At 34.1% G+C, this 20615-nt stretch carries 19 protein-coding genes; 4 read left to right on the top strand and 15 right to left on the bottom strand.

Annotated elements, in window-relative coordinates; translation table 11 throughout:
* Position 1: 1 nt before the first annotated feature.
* The 10 genes from LB452_RS07290 to LB452_RS07245 all read right to left on the bottom strand — a co-directional run bounded on the left by LB452_RS07290 (position 2) and on the right by LB452_RS07245 (position 9261).
* On the bottom strand, positions 2–1405 hold the full coding sequence (locus LB452_RS07290) for a methylmalonyl-CoA mutase subunit beta (RefSeq protein WP_224461075.1): 1404 nt from the start codon (positions 1403–1405) through the stop codon (positions 2–4).
* Positions 1398–1730 (bottom strand): FtsB family cell division protein, encoded by a 333-nt coding sequence (locus LB452_RS07285; RefSeq protein WP_224461074.1) that lies wholly within the window; start codon positions 1728–1730, stop codon positions 1398–1400. The genes LB452_RS07290 and LB452_RS07285 overlap by 8 nt, the downstream gene beginning before the upstream one ends.
* Positions 1731–1748: 18 nt before the next feature.
* Positions 1749–2357 (bottom strand): uridine kinase, encoded by a 609-nt coding sequence (udk, locus tag LB452_RS07280; protein WP_224461146.1) that lies wholly within the window; start codon positions 2355–2357, stop codon positions 1749–1751.
* A 19-nt stretch (positions 2358–2376) separates the two neighbouring features.
* Positions 2377–3033 (bottom strand): alpha/beta hydrolase, encoded by a 657-nt coding sequence (locus LB452_RS07275; protein WP_224461073.1) that lies wholly within the window; start codon positions 3031–3033, stop codon positions 2377–2379.
* On the bottom strand, positions 3034–3387 hold the full coding sequence (locus LB452_RS07270) for a hypothetical protein (protein ID WP_224461072.1): 354 nt from the start codon (positions 3385–3387) through the stop codon (positions 3034–3036).
* A complete protein-coding gene (locus LB452_RS07265; RefSeq protein ID WP_224461071.1) occupies positions 3377–4627 on the bottom strand; it encodes a dihydroorotase in 1251 nt (416 codons plus the stop codon). Before LB452_RS07265 ends, LB452_RS07270 begins: the two co-directional genes overlap by 11 nt.
* Positions 4628–4632: 5 nt before the next feature.
* Positions 4633–6549 carry a BatA domain-containing protein gene (locus tag LB452_RS07260; RefSeq protein WP_224461070.1) on the bottom strand — a complete coding sequence of 639 codons (1917 nt, stop codon included), beginning with the start codon at positions 6547–6549 and terminating at the stop codon, positions 4633–4635.
* Positions 6549–7769 carry a sensor histidine kinase gene (locus LB452_RS07255; RefSeq protein WP_224461069.1) on the bottom strand — a complete coding sequence of 407 codons (1221 nt, stop codon included), beginning with the start codon at positions 7767–7769 and terminating at the stop codon, positions 6549–6551. Before LB452_RS07255 ends, LB452_RS07260 begins: the two co-directional genes overlap by 1 nt.
* 72 nt (positions 7770–7841) lie before the next feature.
* A complete protein-coding gene (locus LB452_RS07250) occupies positions 7842–8618 on the bottom strand; it encodes a TIGR02757 family protein (protein WP_224461068.1) in 777 nt (258 codons plus the stop codon).
* Complete coding sequence (locus LB452_RS07245; RefSeq protein WP_224461067.1) at positions 8602–9261, bottom strand: ABC transporter ATP-binding protein; 660 nt, start codon at positions 9259–9261, stop codon at positions 8602–8604. Before LB452_RS07245 ends, LB452_RS07250 begins: the two co-directional genes overlap by 17 nt.
* 256 nt (positions 9262–9517) lie before the next feature.
* Between LB452_RS07245 and msrA the strand changes: the two genes are divergently transcribed.
* Together msrA and folE are read left to right on the top strand one after the other, a co-directional pair.
* Positions 9518–10063, top strand: a complete 546-nt coding sequence (gene msrA, locus LB452_RS07240; protein WP_224461066.1) for a peptide-methionine (S)-S-oxide reductase MsrA — start codon at positions 9518–9520, stop codon at positions 10061–10063.
* A 3-nt stretch (positions 10064–10066) separates the two neighbouring features.
* Complete coding sequence (gene folE / locus LB452_RS07235) at positions 10067–10651, top strand: GTP cyclohydrolase I FolE (RefSeq protein WP_224461065.1); 585 nt, start codon at positions 10067–10069, stop codon at positions 10649–10651.
* Positions 10652–10741: 90 nt separating this feature from the next.
* On the opposite strand, the gene LB452_RS07230 is transcribed toward folE, so the two are convergent.
* From LB452_RS07230 to LB452_RS07210, 5 genes are all read right to left on the bottom strand, one after another.
* Positions 10742–13483, bottom strand: a complete 2742-nt coding sequence (locus tag LB452_RS07230; RefSeq protein WP_224461064.1) for a gluzincin family metallopeptidase — start codon at positions 13481–13483, stop codon at positions 10742–10744.
* Positions 13484–13554: 71 nt separating this feature from the next.
* Positions 13555–14778 (bottom strand): T9SS type A sorting domain-containing protein, encoded by a 1224-nt coding sequence (locus LB452_RS07225; protein WP_224461063.1) that lies wholly within the window; start codon positions 14776–14778, stop codon positions 13555–13557.
* Between the two features lie 3 nt (positions 14779–14781).
* A complete protein-coding gene (locus LB452_RS07220; RefSeq protein ID WP_224461062.1) occupies positions 14782–15468 on the bottom strand; it encodes an LOG family protein in 687 nt (228 codons plus the stop codon).
* A gap of 6 nt (positions 15469–15474) precedes the next feature.
* A complete protein-coding gene (uvrA, locus tag LB452_RS07215; RefSeq protein ID WP_224461061.1) occupies positions 15475–18312 on the bottom strand; it encodes an excinuclease ABC subunit UvrA in 2838 nt (945 codons plus the stop codon).
* 118 nt (positions 18313–18430) lie between these two features.
* Positions 18431–18730 carry a GNAT family N-acetyltransferase gene (locus tag LB452_RS07210; protein WP_224461060.1) on the bottom strand — a complete coding sequence of 100 codons (300 nt, stop codon included), beginning with the start codon at positions 18728–18730 and terminating at the stop codon, positions 18431–18433.
* Between the two features lie 158 nt (positions 18731–18888).
* On the opposite strand from LB452_RS07210, the gene LB452_RS07205 reads away from it, so the two are divergent.
* Together LB452_RS07205 and LB452_RS07200 are read left to right on the top strand one after the other, a co-directional pair.
* Positions 18889–19557, top strand: coding sequence for an alpha/beta hydrolase family protein (locus LB452_RS07205; RefSeq protein ID WP_224461145.1), 669 nt, complete (start codon positions 18889–18891; stop codon positions 19555–19557).
* Positions 19554–20489, top strand: a complete 936-nt coding sequence (locus LB452_RS07200; RefSeq protein ID WP_224461059.1) for a lytic transglycosylase domain-containing protein — start codon at positions 19554–19556, stop codon at positions 20487–20489. Before LB452_RS07205 ends, LB452_RS07200 begins: the two co-directional genes overlap by 4 nt.
* Positions 20490–20615 lie beyond the last annotated feature (126 nt).

Below are 20615 nucleotides of genomic sequence, written 5' to 3'. Positions count from 1 at the left end.
ACTATTCAGTTGGTTTTGAAGATGGATTTTTTTTCTCTTGTTCTAATCGATCTTTTTCAATTGGCTCTGCTAATCTTTTCTCTAAAATAGGTTCTATAAGCGTTTTACGCTGTTGTTGTTTCAAAAATGGAAAAAGCTCTAAGTCTTGTGACATCTTGTCTTCTAGATTTTCATATTTATTTAAACCAACAAGAATGAAATCTCCAGTTTTTACTTTAGCTTGTTCTTTTTCAGCACTTTCTTTTATCTTTTTCTGAATTTTCCCCTCAAACAATTGATGAATAAAACCTTTACCAGCTTCAATTGTTTTAAAAATACTTAAAGCTTTTTCAGCTAATTCTATGGTGATATTTTCTATATAGTAAGTTCCATCTACTGGATTCAAAACTTTATCAAAATAGCTTTCTTGCTTTAAAATCAGTAATTGATTTCGAGAAATTCGTTCTCCAAATTCATTTCTCTTATGGAAAACTTCATCGTAAGCTAAATTATTAACCCAATTGGCGCCACCCAAAATCGCACTCATACATTCTGTTGTGGTGCGTAGCATATTCATATTGTAATCGTAAATAGTATGATTGCGCTTGCTAGGTTCAGCTATTATAGTGAGATCAATTTCAGTATCAAATTCCTTAGCCAAACTATTCACGAGAAGTCGAAAAGCTTTGAGCTTAGCGATTTCAAAAAAGTAATTGGAGCCTTGAGAAATAATAAAATTGAAGCTGATCGATTTTAATCTGTTGTCGGATAGTTCAAGAATATTAAGATATTCATTGAGATGCGCTAACCCATAAGCAAGTTGTTGTGTGATGAGACCACCAGCGTTTTGGTACAGTCTAGCATCAACGTTGATATGATTTTTGAAGCTTGACAACTGGGTTGTTTTTAAAAAAGCATCAAAATCCTCTTTTTGGTTGTTAAACCAATTACCTGAAGAAGCTAATTGATGAACAGGATCATATCCAAATAAAACAGTCTTATTCTGTTTAACCAGTAGAGAATTTAGCTTTTCAAAAAAATCAAGATCTTGGAATAAAACTTCAATATAAAGTGGAGTTTTAAGATCGCTTAGAGCTTCAAAGAATTTTAATTTTTTATCATCAGCTTCTGGAACAATAATCCATAAACTTTCTGCACCACGTTCTATAACATCCAGTGCATTTTCGATGGTAATTTCTACATTTTCCAGATACAGTTTTTCGGTAACATGCCAGGCAGGTGACTTTGGAAGCGAAAAATTATAATCATGATCATCTGCATGATAAAAAGGTTTTATATCGATACCTTCATCAGTAGAAGTAACCAAAGTTTCGTTGTAATCTGCACCTTTCAGGTCCACTTGGATTTTTTGTTTCCATGCTTTTGCTGACACAGAATCGAATTCATTAAATAATTTTTTACTCATCTTTATCAGTTTTTAAACTGTCTTCGTATTCAATTATATAAACATCTTCATTGGGACGTTTCATAAAGTAGGTTTCCCTGGCAAAACGTTCTATTTCAATGCTATCTTTAAGTTCATTAAGAATTTGTTTGTCTTTTTGTATTTCGGTCTGATAATAAAATTTGTTAGCTTTTATTTCATCAATTTCTTGATTTAATTCTCTGTGAATGAGCCATGAATTACTATCTAAAAATAGCATCCATACGACAAAGACCGTGAGCACAAGAACGTACTTGTTGCTCATAAATTTGAACCAAGGCTTTTGTTTTAAGTCTTTGTACTTCATGATTGTAATATACTAAAATTAGAGGAGTCTTTCCTTAATAATAGTTTGAACAATATCAATAGCCACCGTATTAAATCGGTTGTTGGGTATAATGATATCAGCATATTCTTTAGTGGGATCAATAAATTGCTGATGCATGGGCTTCAAAGTAGTTTTATATCGGTTCAATACTTCATCCAGATCTCTACCGCGCTCGGTGATATCTCGTTTAAGACGTCTCATTAAACGTTCATCGCTGTCCGCGTGCACAAAAATCTTGATATCAAACATCTCTCTTATATCAGGGTGAGTGAAAATAAGAATACCCTCCACAATCATGACTTTTCTTGGTTTGGTGGTAATGGTTTCCTCGGTTCTATTGTGTTCTTTGAAAGAGTAGACAGGCTGTTCAACTGATTTACCAGACTTCAAAATCTTTAAGTGCTCTACTAAAAGATCAAAATCTATAGATTTAGGATGATCAAAATTGATACGTTTTCTTTCTTCCTTGGGAAGATGCGACAAATCTTTATAGTAAGAATCCTGATAAATCACATCAACTTCGTCGTGTTGCAGTTCGTTTATAATTTGGTTCACCACAGTGGTTTTACCACTTCCAGTTCCCCCGGCAATGCCAATAATGAGCATAATAAATACGTGTAAAAAATTAATTATTCTTTTCCATCCAGCTTTTGAAGCTTTTGAAATTTTGTGGATTGATACCGTGGCCCACAGGATATTCTTCATAGGTTAAATCAATAGCCAATTTTTCCAAAAATGGCTTATTGTTTCTTGCCCATTCTACAGGGATTACCTGGTCTGAACTTCCATGAGAATTATACACTTTAAGATGGCTAAAGTCTTTCGATTCATAACCTGCTTTTATCATATTAGGATCAACGTATCCAGATAAGCCAATTATATTTTTTACTAAATGAGGGTAGGAGAGACCTAATGCAAAACTTAGTATTGTACCTTGGCTAAACCCAAGTAAGGTAACATTGTCAGAATCGATGGGATACTCTTCAAGGGCTTCTTCTATGAATTTCTTTACCAATTCTCTGGATTCTATAGCTTGTTCTATGTCGCTAAACTTTCCTTGTTGTGCATCAAAATTGATAGCATACCAGGCATTCCCCATAGGTTGGAGTGAATGAGGAGCTTTTAAAGAGATGATCATGTACTTCTCTGGCAATTCACTAGCAAACGAAAACAAGTCGTTTTCGTCACTGCCATAGCCATGTAACATAAGTATAAGAGGAGCTTTTCCTGATAAACTGGAAGGCCGTATAAGGTGTGTAAGTGATAAATTTTTAGTAGTCATTTAAGTAAGTTTTTTAAATACAGTTTGACACAAGTTTCCAATTAATGGAACTTTATTTTGTTTTCCAGAAACAGCACCAATAAATCCAAAAAGCCAAAGGATAGTATAACCTAAGTAAAGTGGAGTACTGATCATTATTTCTTGAAGATTACTTACAGTCTCGGGAATTCCGCTCACTATTATACTTATGAAAATCACCAAAAAATTGACCCCTAAAGCTTGTCTTATATGAAAACTTGCAAACTCGTGCTTATTTTCAGCTGAGTTTAGCAAAAGGGCGAGAATGCTACCAAAAATTGTAAAATAAGCTACTATAGCAGCGGTTTTACCGCTCCTCTCTTTTTTAATTTTCATAAAACGAATTATTGTAAATACTCCCCAGAACTTTTCCCTTAAGATTTTCTCCAAGGAAAATGCTGTTTTTAGATTTAGAGAATATATGTTTTTTTTGAAATTTATATTCTAAATTTGGTTCAAATAGGCTTAAATCTGCACGTTGATTAACTTCAATTTGTGAAGTCTCCAGTCCAAAACACAACTTGGTTTTGGATAATAATTCTGAAGCTTTTTCGACACCAAACAAGTTGTTTAGAACTGAAAATGCCGACTCCAGGCCGATGCTTCCATAGCTTGCATTTTCAAATTCCAGCTCCTTGTGTTCTTCGTCCATAGGCTCGTGATCGCATGTTACCATGTCTATAGTGCCATCTAATACCGCTTGTTTTAACGCTATACAATCCTCTTCAGTTCTTAAGGGTGGAAGAATTTTATACTTACTATCGAAAGCTTCAAGTTGATTACTCGAAAAGAATAAATGAGGTAAAGCAACGCTCGAAGTCGCTTGCAAACCTTTTACTTTAGCTTCCTTAATCAACTGAATTGAAGCTTTGGTAGAAACATTGGGAATATGCAATTTTCCACCTGTATATTCTAATATGTAAAGATCTCTCGCAATTTGTAATTCTTCAGCCAGGCTAGGAATTCCTTTAAGGCCAATATAGGTTGTAAATTTATCTTCGTTGACTTGAGCTTTACCAGCAATGGATTGATCCTGAGGATAAGAAAAAATCAATCCATCAAAACCTTTTACATACTGAAGAGCTATTTTAAATAAATTAGCATCCTTTACTGAGGTTTTGAAATCGTAGAAGCCTATAGCACCAGCCATTTGCATATCATATAGTTCAGCTAGATTTTTACCATCAAAACTTCTGGTAAGAGCCCCAATAGGTTTAATTTGGATAAGTTGAGTATCGATTTGTTGCTGAAGAAATTTGACAGCAGAATAAGAATCAGTAACGGGATTTAAATTTGGGTTGAGAAGGAAACCAGTAAAGCCAGATCGTCTCGCTGTGGTTACACCATTTGCAAGCGTTTCTCTTTCCTCGTAACCGGGTTCACCGAAAGATACTGAACTGTCAAAAAAGCCATTAGAAACATGAAGATTTTCATGTGCTATAATCTTATCTCCAGCATTTATAGAATCCTCAATTTGAGATATAACTCCGTTTTCAATGAGTATATCTTTAGTTTTTAAATGATAAGAACTTTCTGTATCCAGAATTTTCGCAGATTTTAAAAGTATGGAAGGCATAGGCGTTATTTTAAAAATCTCAAGATTAAAAGCTCTGTAAGAAAGAAACCAATTGCAAAAATAAGCATCCAAATCCAAAGCTCAAGGATTTTCCTCTCTTCTGTAAAAGAATTAAAGGCTTCAGGTATTGATGAAAATGTTTTGGCCTCCACTGTGCTTAGATCCAAAGGATTAAAGTCGCTCTCAAATCGATCATAGTTGAAACTTAAATTGAGCAGAACTGAATCCTTTTGTTTTAATTGGTAGTGTCCTCTGGACTTTGGCTGATATTGTGTGTTGATCTGAACAATATTTCCAAGCTTTGTTTGTTGCGGGATAACTTGCTGACTTTTATTAACAAGTTTTAGTATTTCGTCCTTCTTTAGATTTGTTTTTATATCAATTTTATTTTCTTGACCTATAATTGAGTACAATTCTGGTCTTACATTACTTTCCAGTGCGATATTATAGAAAACAGGAACAACGAGTGGAGAATTTGTGAAGTTTGATAAGTCCGTGTTTAGTGCTGATGAGAAACTATAAATTCTATCTTTTTCAGCTAGGAAGGATTGTCCGTTGCTGTATTGCAGAATAGGCGAGAAGCTAGGATTAATTTCTAAAAACATTTGAGTGGATGGATAATCAAAATTTTGAATTTGTTCTGAAAAAACGTTCTTAAAAAGCAGGTGATCAAAGTTAATGCTGGTAATTTCTCTTTGCTCTGAAGTTTTACTTTTATAAATGTTTGAAGTATTGAAAAGTCCTTTGAACGTGACTGGAGTTGTATTTTTATTGGGAATGATTACTAAAGTTCCACCATTTTCTCGAAATTCTTTGATTCTACTGAGGAGTATGGGATTGATATCATCGATCTCATTCAGAATAAAAAGATCTGCATCTGAAATTTTGGAGTAATCGAATTCTGTGAGTTGAAATTCTTGAAAGTTGAATTTATTGATGTCATAGAGCGATGCTAAAAAAGATTTTTGACCATTAGAGTTAATGGCTACTATATTAATTTTCTTTTCTTCACTTAAACTGAAAAACAACTTGTTATCGTAGGACATGCCATCTGGTTCAATCTCCAAGATCCCTTTTTTAAAATCTCTATTTGATAAATCGAATTTTATAACTGTAGATGTAGCCTCTTCAAAGTTAGCTTTGGTTTTGGCTACGAGTTCATCGTTATCCATCAATGATACTGTTACATCTTTGTTTGATGCGTTGTAAGATCGAATTTCGGCCTGAATTTTTTTTGAAGTATTGGTTGTTTCCAGTTGAGCGGATGCAATGCTGAAGTTTTCTAGCGTTGAGGGTGACTTAAGGATTAAGTTAAGGTCTGTTGCATTTTTAGACTTCAGGCGAACTTTATCTTCAAAGTTAAGTCCATCGGTAATTAAAAATAAATTATGGCCAGACATCCGGTCTTCAAACATAGACTCAGCTTTAAGCAATATGTTCTCAAAACTGAGGTGAACGGGAGTGAATTTAATAGAAAAGAAATCTGCTTTGATATCGTTTTTGGTGACATTTTTCCAAACTTTATCATTTGTAAAAAGTGAAAAACGCTCGTTTTGATTGAGTTGTTCCCATAAATTTTGCTTGGAATCTTCAAGTAAAGTCAATTGTTTTGCTGGCAATTCCATGGAAAATGAATTGTCTAGATAGATGACAATTTCATCCATCTGAAGCGCAGTCTCTGATTTAGGAATGAAGGGCTTTGCAAAAGCTAAAATCAGAAAAATTAAGCCTAAAAGTCGAGTGGCTAGTATTAACCATTTTTTTATGGTTGAACTTTTTCTGGATTGTAATTGGATACGCTCTAATAGCGCAACATTACTGAATTTGGTGGTTTTAAATTTTCTAAGCTGAAATAAGTGAACTAATATGGGAATGATGAGTAGAAAGAGAAAGTAGAGTACATCTGGCTTTTCAAAAATCATCAATCCTCAAGCTTTTTGGTTCTTTCAATGGTAAATTCGAAAGTAGTTCCTTTGCCTTCAACAGAGCTTACTTTGATTTCCCCCCCCAGGTTGTGAATCATTTTTTTGACTGTAGAGAGTCCAATTCCATTTCCTTTGTTGCCTTTTCTGTCATTTTCTGCAACAATAGAAAACAAATTAAAGATTTCCTTTTGCTTGTCTTTCGGAATTCCAATGCCATTATCTTTCACAAAAAATCTATAAAAATCTGGTTCTTTTTTGAAATCGATATCAATTTCAATTTTGGACTTATCATTGTACTTGAGGCTATTACCTATCAGATTAAGTAAAATCTGTTCCAGAGCTACACGGTTGGTAAATATATCTATGCTTTCTTCGGGAAACGAAATGTCGCAATCATCACCTATATCAAGCATTTCTACTATATCTTCTACCAAAGTGTGTACATCAAAAACTTCTAATGAATCTTCATTACTTGTGATGTTATCACTTTCGTAGTGCGTTAGAATATTGGTAATGTAGTCACTCAATTGAAATGATGACTTCTTTAGATTATCTAGGTAATCTACCCCAGAATCATCAAGAATACTTTTATATTTTGCCTTCAGGATATCAATGGTAACAATCATATTGGCAAGTGGCATTTTCATATCATGAGAGACCACTCCAGCAAAATTTCTTAATTGATTATTTTTTTCCTTGAGTAATTTTTGAGTTTTCTTAAGTCCCTTATTGATAGAGTGAAGCTCAAATAGTTTGATGACCTGATTGGCTAAAAACAATAGGCCTTCTTTTTGTTTTTCGGATAAAGTTCTAGGTTGATGATCTATCACGCAAAGCGTACCAAGCGCATTGCCATCTTTATCCCTCAAAGGAGCACCAGCATAAAAAATAACTTGGTTATCTCCGCTGACAAGAGGATTTTTTTGAAACCTTTCATCTTCTCTTGCATCGGATACTTCCATGATTTCATCATCAGATTGGATGGCAAAATTGCAGAACGAATATTCTTTCCGGGTTCCACACGAATCAATGCCAATTTTTGATTTAAACCACTGCCGATCTTCATCAATTAAGGAAATGAGAGCCACAGGAGTATCACATATGGAAGCAACAAGTTTTGTGATCTGGTCATATTCTTGCTCGGGTAATGTATCTAAGATATCTAAGGATCTAAGTGCATCGATCCTTTTGGATTCATTTTTTGGATTGGTTTTCATCTAAACTTTATATAAACTAATTCTAAATATCTATAAAACGCAATATACAAAAAATAGGGTTTTGCACCTATTTTAAAAGTTTTCAAAAGCACCGAGTCCGAAAAGTGCAAAATCGTATTTCACTGGGTCCATTGGATCTAGTTGGCGTAAATTCATATCCAATTCTTTCACTGCTTTAGCGTCGTTTTTTTTTCTATTTAAAAGACCTAGTTCTCGAGCGATTCTTCCAGAATGTACATCGAGTGGACAGGACAAGATTGATGGGGAAATACTGTTCCAAATACCGAAATCCACTCCATTTGTATCTTTTCTTATCATCCAGCGGAGAAACATATTTATACGTTTGCCAGCTGAATTTTTTTTAGGATCGCTAACGTGTTTTTCTGTTCTTTGCTCATGTTCAAGCTGAAAAAAAAGAGATTTGAACTCATGTATCGCTGGTTGAAGGGATTCTTTGGTCTGATGTTTATAAAACACAGATTCTAGACCCTGATGATTGGTGTAAATATATTTTAAAGCTTTTATGAAATATTTTAAGTCATGAGCATTGAAAGTTCTATGAACAAATCCAATGCATTTATCAAGGTCAGCATCAGTGTGATTCAAAATGAAATCATAGGGTTCAAACTTTAGGATTTTACAGAGTTTTTCTCCGTTATTAAGAATGCTTTTTCTATTTCCCCATGCTATGGTGGCAATCAAAAATCCTACAATTTCAATATCTTCTTTTTTCTCGAATTTGTGAGGGATTGAAATTGGATCGGTTGCAATGAATTTAAATTGGTTGTACAACTGAGCTTTTTCGTCCAGGAAAGGTTTTAAATTTTCAATTTTAGACAAATTGGCCATCTTTCATTTCTAGTTTTCGGTCTGCCATATCCGCTAATTCTTCATTATGAGTAACGATGACAAAAGTTTGATCAAATTCATCTCTTAATTTTAGAAATAATTGGTGCAGTTTGTTGGCAGAAGCTGAGTCAAGATTTCCTGAAGGTTCATCAGCAAAAATAACTTTTGGCTGGTTGATGAGCGCTCTCGCAACAGCTACTCGTTGTTGTTCACCACCACTCAACTCATTAGGTTTATGGTCCGCTCTGTGTTTAAGGTCCAAATAACCAAGCAACTCCATAGCCCTTTTCTCGGCAGCTCCTCTAGAAGTATTTTTTATAAATGCAGGAATACAAATATTTTCTATAGCCGAAAATTCTGGTAAAAGTTGATGAAACTGAAAGATAAAACCAATGTTTTCATTTCTAAACCTGGCGAGGGCTTTTTTCTTGAGCCCATTTATTTGCTGACCATTTATTTCGAGAAAAGAATTTTTGTTTTGATCAGGTAGTTCCAATGTACCCAATATTTGAAGCAATGTCGTTTTTCCAACACCAGAAGGTCCCACAATGGAAATAATTTCCTTTTGTTGTATTTCTAAATTTATACTATCAAGAACTTTCAGCTCACCGTAATGTTTGCTGATGTGTTTGGCCTTTATCATGAATTATAATTGAAATTCAAAAGTCAGAATAAAATCTGAATTAAAAAAAGCTAAAGCCTTAGCAATTAGTTTAAAACCAATTTGACTTAGGACATATTACAATTAGTAAGATAAGCATGGGTGGCGATTTCATTAACATCCGATTTTTACTTGTCGTAAACAATTTGATAAAAGATTTTTTCTAGCTACTAATATTTCCTTAAATGAAAAAACCGTGTTTAATATATATGTAAATTTGTTGAACAAAATATAATTTATGTCAGATCAAAAATTTGAATTAGCAACTTTCGCCAATGGTTGTTTTTGGTGTACAGAAGCTGTTTTTCAACGTCTTCAAGGAGTAGTAGAGGTTAAGTCCGGTTTTACTGGAGGTAATATAAAAAATCCTCCGTACAGAGAAGTAGTCATGGGAAGAACGGGCCATGCTGAAGCTATCCAAATAAAATATAATCCAGAGATTGTGGATTATAAAACATTGCTTTACGTGTTTTTTTCAACTCATGATCCAACAACATTAAATAGACAAGGCTATGATGTAGGAGAACAGTACAGGAGTGAAATATTTTATCATGCAGCTTCTCAAAAAGAAATCGCAAAGTCAGTAATTAATGAACTAGAAGCTGAAAATACTTTTGAAGATAAAATTGTCACTCAACTTTCAGAAGCATCTGATTTTTACACAGCAGAAGAAGAGCATCAAAATTTTTATAATAATTTCACTGAAAACAGATATTGTCAATTAATCATAGAACCCAAGCTTGCCACGTTAAGAAAAAAGTTTAGTCACCAGCTTAAATCCTAAATCATGTCTTACAAAACCTACGAAGAATATACTCAACCTTTTGTTGACGAAATAAAGTCAAACTACCTTTCCATAATTGAAAATATTGGTGAAGACCCATCCAGAAATGGAATATTGAAAACACCAGAGCGCGCTGCGAAAGCCATGCAATTCCTTACTCAGGGTTATGAAATGGATCCTCAGAAAATATTGCTAGGGGCCATGTTTGAAGAGGATTATGATGACATGGTTTTGATTAAAGACATAGAATTGTATTCGCTTTGCGAGCATCATATGCTTCCATTTTTTGGTAAAGTTCACGTTGCATATATTCCTAATGGAAAAATCGTAGGTCTAAGTAAGATTCCAAGAATTGTGGATGTCTTTGCAAGACGATTACAAGTACAGGAGCGATTAACGCATGATATTTTAGAATGTATCAATAACACCTTACAGCCTAAGGGCGTTGCTGTAGTTATTGAAGCCCAACACATGTGTATGATGATGAGAGGTGTTCAAAAGCAGAATTCTGCGACAACAACTTCAGGATTTAGGGGTGAATTCAAAAATCAGGAGACCAGAAATGAATTTTTAAAGTTGATAGGTTAACATAAGTGTATATCCATCTTAAAACAGAAAACCTCGAATTGAATTCAAGGTTTTCTGTTTTAAGTAAAAATGGAATTTCAACAAATTAATTTAGTACCACTTTCTTGTAAATAATTTGAAAAGTGTACCTAAATCAAGTGATACAATGAATCTAATTCTTTGGTCGTAATTGTCTTCTCCCATTTCCCAACCATTGCTAGAATATACAGGCAGATACAATTCAAAATAATCTTCAACAAAACTCAAACGAATTCCTGAATCATAGACAAATTGGGGATTCGCAAACCTATTCTTGTAAAAACCTGCATCAGCGTAAGCGAAAATCCAGTTCCATATGGTCGTACTTACATTAGCAGAAGTAATCCATTGATTTACAAATCTTTGATCAAATTGAGATTTGAATCCTCCTTCCGCCATAATAAACTGCTGACTGAACAAACCGCTCTCTTCGCTCCTCCCGTAATAATTGTAATCAAACAAGTAGTCAGTTGGCCTGTCTAAGGCAAAACTGAAAAAATTAGAATCTTGGGTGTCGTTGTATAAAAACAAGCCGCCATAAAAGCGCAAGTTGATCTGTCTATTGTTATTGTATAACTTTCTAAAACTGAAAGTAGAAGACAATTTGCTGAATTTTTGTGCGATTTGATAATCGACAGAAGTTGTAAAAAACCGATCAAGATTTTTATCAGAAAAGTTATAGCGTATATTGAAAATATTGTAGTTGGGTTCTTCAGTTTCTACAAATTCATTCTCGTCTTGATCAACATTCACCGTTCTTACAGATAAATTATGCCTGGCATTATCTCGTAAATCTTCAGGTCGATAAGTCATGCTGATATACCCAGAGTATCGTCTGTAAAATAAATCCTGATTATATGAAAACCGGGAACCAGTTAGCCCGTACCTCACACTAAAGAGATCTTCGCCTTTCAAAAAATGAGTATAATCTATTGAAGCACCACCAACAACAGCATTACTAGTTAATCCATATTTAGGATTGATTTTGAAACTTAATTGTTTTGGGAGAAGTGAAGTATTATATAATTTAGGCCCTAAAGAAAGTCCATCATAAAGATTGTATGTAAACTCAGGTGTGATAAACAGTTGATTGTATTTAGGATCATCAATATCTTCCAATAACCTGAATTGAAATGGTTTATTCAGTAATTTTCCTCGGCTTTTGAAATTGTTTCTAGGATTGAATTCAGGGATGATTCCTTCGTAATTGACAGCAACCTGATCGCTTCCCAGATCCCTTAGATAAATGAGAGTATCGTTTCTAAACGCACCTACCCAATCTTTGGAAATGATGCGGTCATCTTTCAATTGATAAACAGCAACTGGCATTGAATTTCTGGTCTTATTTAGAATTTCAATTTCAAGCGAATCCGATATTTTTTTGACCTTTTTAATTTTAAAATCAATGTCCTTTGAACTGCCTAAATAATTGGATTGAAACCAATTGATATCTTTATCAGTAAGAGAAGAAACTATTTTAAAATAATCTACTGGATTTGAGCGATTTAAACTATTTTCATTAAAGTAAATTTTTAAGCTTGTGTCAACAATATCTTCCCCTAAGTAGTCTTCCAAATATTTAAAACCTAGCCCTCCTTTGTATGGATTGGATAGTTTTTGATTGAATTTTAAAAGACTGTCTTGAGGAAAATCGACAGGTTGTCCAAGGTTTTGTCGGATTGTTGTTTGATGAATAAAATTGTATCTGTCATTAAACATAAGATCTGAAGCATGAAACCACTTAACACCGATAAAATTTGAAAATGTACCTAGCAATTTCACATCTGGATAGTAGGTATCAACGTAATCCATCATAACTTTTACCAGGATGGCATCCAAAAACCATTGATTCTCTCTGGTGTCTATTAAAAGAGAACGTCTTAGATACTGATCGGTTATAGTTTTTAAAACTTTGATGTCGTACTGAAAGCCATCAGGAAACGGTCTTATAAAACTAGGTAGTTGGTTGAGTCCATAAACAGGGGAAAGGTTATAATCTTCTTCGGTCACCATCATGGTCTCAAATCCAAATTCACCAAATTGATCTTCTATAAAGTATACAATTCTGTCTAGAATTAAAGCTTCAATTTCCGGACGTAATGAACTGTCTTTAAGATTAGTATGAATTTTAACGTGGTCAGTTTGAATAGATTCAAAATTATCAATTCGTTTTACGAAAAGAGTTGTCCCCACTAAAGCTTTTCCAGTCAGGTTCACTTTTTGATAACCTGTAAGAATACTTTCTTCTTTTTTAGAATTGAAGATTGTTTTTATAGAATATGTGTTCGGATATTCAAAACTTAAATCATAATCTAATTTTTGTAAAGGGAAATCGTTTAAATCTTTATGACTATACAAAATCCAGTCCTCTTCAAGAATTGCGGGAAGTATCAGCCAATCTTTTAAATTCAGTTCACGATCATTCCATCCAAATCCTGTGAATTTTTGATCTGGCACAATAAGCGAGTAGTTAAGATTGATGTCGATAGACTCACCAGGAGGAAGTTTTTTGTTTATATCAATCTGAATCAAATCAACTTGACCTTCGACAAATCTCCAATCAGAACTGGTATTTGATGCAGACAGAGAATGTATGGTGGTTCCTCCTCTTTCATAATCTGAGGCAAAGTGAAACCGTCTTACAAATTCCTGCGCGTAACGTTTGGCAAGAGGACTATTTTTATCTGAAAAGGCATTCTGCCAGTTGTATAAATAAATAGAACTTAAAGGCTTATCGCTAGTATTCTTAAAAGTAATGGTTTGTAATATCGTAAGTGTTTTGAGGTTTTCAGACGTAATAATTTCCGCTTTCACTATATTTTGTGCTCTAGCAGAGACAGAAAATAAAGTGAATAAAAATAAAGCGTATAATAAATATCTATTTCTCAATGGCTTACGTAAAATTTTTGTGTCGTTGGTAATTGCTCTATTTTTAAGTAATACAAACCACTTGATAGGGTTGAAGTATCGATCGATTCATTTGTATTAGAAACGGTAAAATTAAAAACTTCTTGTCCTAAAATATTGTAAATCTTACTTCTTGAAAACAATAATTCCGGACTGAATTTCAGATTCAAATTTTGTGAAACAATATTACCAGAAATAAATGTTACCGAATTTGCAATATTATATGATGGTTTAGAAAGAAATTCATCACTTATCGCCAGATTCATCACAACAGGTAAGTGGTCGCTCATCTGATAAAGAAGTTCTCTTAATTCTAAACCAAACTCTCCATCACAATCACTATTATTGATATTATTATTGTAACAATTGGAATTATTTCCCCAAGCTTTGTAGCTATCTTCAACATAAGAAATAGTGTTTGCTTTTGAACTCATAACTTCTGAAATCAACATGATATCAAATCTGTCATCTAAACCCCCACCAGCACCAAAGCCTTCAAATTCTTCATTGCTTATGCGTGTACTTTGGGTATGGATTCCAGCAAAAGAGACATTATTATTCCAATCTCCAGATTCATCTATAGGATCTATCATATTGAAAGCGTTTGTTCCATTCAATAAAACCTGATATCCAGGTTCAGAAGATGAATACATATTAAAATCGCCTGCTAGAAGAATGTTTGCTTCTTCTGGAAAATTCTGAATGTAATCTACGAATTGCTGCGCTTCAAAAAGACGTTCATTTTCAGAACCTATAGAAGCTTTAAAATGAGCTACAAACACCTCAAGTTCTATTTTATAATTTGTATTCAATACAAAACTATAGTGATTTATACTTCTAACGTTAGTTTCTATTTGATCGGTATACTTCAAAGTAAACTTTTCAGAATTGTAATAAACCAATTGATGAATCAAAGAAGCTCCCGAGGAGTTAAATAGAAAAGGCGATTGAGCTATTTCTTCAGAAGTATAAAGAAATGATTCATTTAAAATCTTTTGTGCATCGTTTTGCGATTCAACTTCGCAGACCATAAATAAATCGGGGTGATAAGTACTTAATATAGAATTCAGAATTTCTGCTCTATTGGTTGGTGGAGCACTTGAAAAATCTAATAAATTATAAAACATGGCCTTTATTTCTGATTGCCCAAAACTCAACTGGGTGAAAAGAAGAGCAAAAAATAAAAACACTATTTTTTTCATGAATTAAAAATTTGGACTCAAATCATACTGATTGTAAAATTTATCAAGAATTTCTACGACTTCATCTTCAGTATCAACAAGCTCTATGAGATCTAGATCTTCAATACTCACAGTATTAAGCTTTTCGGCCAAAGTAGTTTTTATCCAATCTAGCAATCCACTCCAGAATTCAGTTCCAACGAGAATGATAGGAAACTTGTCTATTTTTTTTGTTTGAATAAGAGTAATAGCTTCAAAGAGTTCATCTAAAGTCCCAAAACCTCCAGGCATCACCACAAAGCCTTGTGAATATTTGACAAACATCACTTTTCTAACAAAAAAGTAATCAAAATCAAGGTTTTTATTCGCATCAATATAAGGATTGTCATGCTGTTCAAAGGGTAAGTCGATATTGAGTCCAACAGAAGTTCCGCCACCTAAATTGGCTCCCTTATTACCAGCTTCCATGATTCCTGGACCGCCTCCGGTGATGATACCATAACCCTGATCCACTATTTTATTGGCTACTTTTACAGCCAGTTCGTAGTACTTTTCACCAGGCTTGGTTCTTGCAGACCCAAAAACAGAGACACAGGGTCCAATTTCGCTTAAGCGTTCATAACCATAAACGAATTCACTCATAATTTTGAATAAAGCCCAGCTATCGTTTGTTTTTATTTCATTCCAGTTTTTAGGATGTTTATCGACCATATTATTTTATTTAAGTTCTTTTTTTAGAAATTGAGCAGTGTAACTTTTAGTGTTTTTAGCGATTTGTTCTGGAGTACCTTTTGCTACTAATTCTCCACCTTTTTTTCCTCCTTCATAGCCAATATCAAAAATATAGTCTGCAAGTTTAATCACATCCATATTATGTTCAATGATCAACACGGAATTTCCTTTATCAACCAATTTCTGGAGGACCTCCATAAGTACTCGTATATCTTCAAAATGAAGTCCTGTTGTAGGTTCATCTAAAATATAAAAGGTATTTCCGGTACTTATTTTTGAAAGCTCGGTAGCGAGTTTGATTCGCTGTGCCTCACCGCCAGATAAGGTTGTACTTTGCTGACCAAGGGTGATATAACCTAAACCAACATCCTTTATTGTTTTTAATTTCCTGTAGATTTTAGGTATGGGTTCAAAGAAGGTCGTCGCTTCATCAATAGTCATTTGCAGAACATCGCTTATTGATTTTCCTTTATAACGAATTTCCAAAGTTTCCCGGTTAAAACGCTTGCCCATGCAGGTCTCACATTCAACGTAAACATCTGGTAAAAAATTCATTTCGATGACTTTTACACCCGCTCCACCACAAGTTTCACAGCGACCACCTTTCACATTAAAACTGAATCTTCCCGGCTTATAGCCTCTTATAAGTGCTTCGGGTGTTTTTGCAAATAAACTGCGTATTTCACCAAAAACTCCAGTATATGTGGCTGGATTGGAACGCGGAGTTCTCCCAATTGGTGATTGATTTATATCTATAACCTTATCTAAATGTTTGAGCCCTCTCACTGTTTTGTGTGGAAGAGCTTCCATTTTCCCATTGAAAAAATGATTATTCAGCACAGGGTAAAGCGTATCATTAATGAGTGTTGATTTTCCACTTCCGGAAACCCCTGTCACAACAATAAGTTTACCCAGAGGAATTTTAATGGAAACATCTTTCAGATTGTTCCCTGTCGCATTCATTAAGTGTAAGTGTTTTCCATTTCCCTTTCTTCTTTTTTCTGGAATTTGAATTTCTCTCTTTCCGGAAAGATAATCTGCAGTTAGTGTATCATGTGTGAGAATGGTTTTGGGGTCACCTTCACTTATGATTTCTCCACCATTTTTCCCAGCATGCGGACCAATGTCTATAACGTGGTCTGCTCTTTCTATCATGTCTTTATCATGTTCTACGACGATTATAGAATTCCCTAAATCCCGTAAGGAAACGAGTGAATTGATAAGCTTTTCGTTGTCGCGCTGATGAAGACCAATACTTGGTTCATCGAGAATGTATAAAACTCCGACCAATTGAGAACCAATTTGGGTTGCCAATCGGATTCGCTGAGCTTCTCCACCAGATAAAGTTTTAGATCCTCGGTTTAAGTTGAGATAATTCAGTCCAACGTCTTCCAAAAATGAGAGCCTGGTTTTGATTTCTTTGATGATCTCCTCAGCTATCTTTTGTTCACTTTCACTAAACCTTCCCAAGATATTTTTGAAAAAATCTACTAGTTCATCAACATCCATATTGACAATATCTGCCATATTTTTTTCGTCTATCTTGTAATAAAGAGATTCCTTCCTCAATCGGCTTCCATTGCAAGTTTGACATGGTTTTTTATCCATGTATTTTTTTGCCCAGCGCTTTAGAGATGCTGAAGATTCTTTTTGATTGAATGTATCCTCAATGAATTTTGCAACGCCTTCAAAATTATAACTAAAGGTTTTACTCACTTTTGAAGTTTCGCTGTATTTCTTAAAACTGGCTTTACCACCGTGAAGAATAACATCTAAAGCCTCCTTGGGAATATCCTGAATTGGATCTGTTAATTCAAAGTTGAAATGTTCTGCAATAGAACGCAGCTGTTTAAATACCCAATTGTTTTTCTTTTCCTTTCCATGTGGTTCAATCCCTCCTGCTTTTATGGATAGGGAAGGGTCAGGAATAATTCTGTCTAGATTTATTTCAAAAACTTCACCGAGTCCGTTACAATTAGGGCAAGCACCTTTTGGAGAGTTAAAAGAAAAATTATTTGGTTCGGGATTAGGGTAGGAGATACCTGTTGTAGGACACATTAGGTTACGACTGAAGAATTTTGGATCTTCCTTGCCATGTTCGAGGATCATCATAACATTATTGCCTTGCTTCATCGCTGTGGCAATACTCTCACTTAATCGTTTATGGGTATTGATGTCATCATCTACTTTGAGTCGATCTACGACCACCTCAATATCGTGGATCTTATAGCGATCCACTTTCATTCCTTTTTCAATGTCTTTTATTTCTCCATCAATTCTCACCTTCAGGAAACCTTGTTTTGCAATCTGTTCAAAAAGTTCTCTGTAGTGTCCTTTTCTTGAACGAATGATTGGTGCTAAAATATTTACTCGTTTACCCTTAAAGTCTTCAACAATCTTATTCTGAATTTGTTCATCTGTAAAGCTTACCATTTTCTCACCAGTTTTATAACTATACGCAGTTCCTACTCTGGCAAAAAGGAGTCTTAAAAAATCGTAGATTTCAGTGATGGTTCCAACTGTACTTCGAGGACTTTTGGAGGTGGTTTTTTGTTCTATAGCAATAACAGGAGAAAGACCATCAATTTTGTCGACATCAGGCCGTTCCAAACCTCCTAAAAACTGCCTGGCATAAGCAGAAAAGGTCTCTATATATCTACGCTGGCCTTCAGCATAGATGGTGTCGAACGCAAGAGACGATTTTCCAGAACCAGATAAGCCTGTGATGACCACAAGTTTATTTCTAGGTATGTTAACGTCAATGTCTTTTAAATTATGGACTCTAGCCCCAAGGACTTCAATAAATTCTTCTTTTTTCTTCATAGCAATTTCAACGCGCGAATTTAAGTAAACAAAATGATATTGGGAGGGATAATACCATTTGCTTATAAATTGTTGAAAGCCTCAATTTAATTGGATATAATAGGTGTTTTTAAAAGCTTCAGATCGTTATTCCTGCAGGTAATAAATCTTTGTATTTAAGTCTGTTTTTTCTGAAAAATTTTGCGACTTCAGGAGAAGTAGGCATTACCTTGATGCGGGTATCAATAAAACTATCTAAGATTTTTGAAAAAAATAAATTTTGAATTTCTGAATCTATAAATTGTTCAGGAATTGTAAGTTTTGTTAAAAAAATTTTACGGTCATGTTCAGAAAATTCAACAGCTAAAAGTTCACCATCGATTTTTGTTTCGTACTGCCTTTGAAACTCGTTTTTGGTTACTTCAAAGTCTTTATTCATATTTCAAAGATTTGTAAAATTTAATTTAGAAAATTACCTCACAAAGCTTGTGGCTATGTTAATTAATTTATTGAGATACAAAGGTAAACAATAAATTTAAACCCTATTTTTGCAATTGATTATATTAAAATATAAAAGTGGTGATTAAGGTGTACATGATGCCTGGTATGGCGGCAAATCCATCGGTATTTGAAAGGATTGTTTTACCGAGCGATGAATTCAAAATCATTTGGTTATCATGGAAAATCCCCGAAAATGAGGAATCATTATCAGACTATGCCGAACGTATGGCAGAACAGGTGGTTAAAGACGAACCTGTTGTCTTGATTGGTGTGTCTTTTGGTGGCGTTTTGGTGCAAGAAATGAGTAAGTTTATAAAAGTTAAAAGACTCATTATTATTTCAAGTGTGAAAACTAAGCATGAGTTACCTAAACGAATGAAATTCGCAAGGGATACCGGTGTTTACAGAGTTTTGCCAACAAGTCTTCTCAACTATATAACTCAAATTGAAAAGTTGCCTTTGGGTGATTTAGTCAGGAAAAGACTTAAACTTTATCAACAATACTTATCAGTCAATGATAAAAACTATTTGGATTGGGCTATTAAGGAAATGCTATGTTGGAATCAAGAGAAGCCACCCGAGGGAATAATTCATATTCACGGAGAGGATGATTTAGTGTTTCCCATAAAAAATATCCAAGATTGTATTGTTATTCCCAAAGGAACACATATAATGATACTTATGAAGTTCAAATGGTTTAATACTCATTTACCTGAATTGATAATGAAAGGAAAAATAAATTCAAAAAAAATTATACATATATGAAACTAAATACTTTTTTTAAAAAGTCAATATTTACATTAGGAGTCATCTCACTGACCTTTGGGACTTATTTTGCAATAACAAGTTTTATAACTTCTGAAGAAGAAAAAGTGGAAAACAATAGTCCTGATAAGACGTTCAAAAATGATTATAATGTATTTGCAATCGATCTGCCCGAACAGATTGATTTTGCCGGAGAAAGAACACCTTTAGAAATACCAGATGTAAGAGAACGTCTGGATAAAGAATTGCTTGTAAATACATATTGGCAGTCAAATGCTTTGCTACTCATCAAGAGGTCAAACAAATATTTTCCCATCATCGAACCTATTCTTGAGGAGTATGGTGTGCCAGACGATTTTAAATATTTAGCTGTAGCAGAAAGTGGTTTAGAACATGTGGTTTCCCCGGCTGGAGCCACCGGTTTTTGGCAGATTATGAAATCGACTGCTACAGACTATGGCCTCGAAGTCAATAACAATGTTGATGAAAGATACCACATTGAAAAAGCCACTAGAGTCGCTTGCCAGTATCTTATTAATTCCAAGGAACGCTTTGGAACCTGGACGCTTGCGGCAGCTTCCTACAACGCGGGCAATAGAGGTATCTCCAGAGAATTGAAGCGTCAGGAAGTTGAAGATTATTATGACCTTTTGCTAAATCCAGAGACTTCTAGATATGTCTTTAGAATTATTGCCTTAAAGCATATATTATCTAACGCCAGAGAATTTGGGTTTCACTTTGAAGAAAAAGATCTTTATGACATCGAACCTATTAAGGAAGTTAGTATAGATACAGCTGTCACTGATTTTGTAAAGTTTGCAGAAAAATTTGACATGAATTATAAGACACTTAAAGTTCATAATCCTTGGTTACGAGATAAGCACTTAGATAATTATTCTAAAAAAGAGTACAACATTAAAGTTTTAAAATAAAATACGCTAAAAACTCATTTATCTAATATTTCATAATTGATGGATACTTTTCTAGCTTTCTCAATTATGACTTGGGAGTTGTAATTGTCTAATTATTTAAGTTTTGGATTCATGCAACGGAGCGCA

Source organism: Psychroflexus longus (assembly GCF_020164595.1).
GTDB lineage: Bacteria > Bacteroidota > Bacteroidia > Flavobacteriales > Flavobacteriaceae > Psychroflexus > Psychroflexus longus.
Note: the sequence above shows the minus strand (reverse complement) of the source record. Positions and strands in the feature narration are given on the sequence as shown.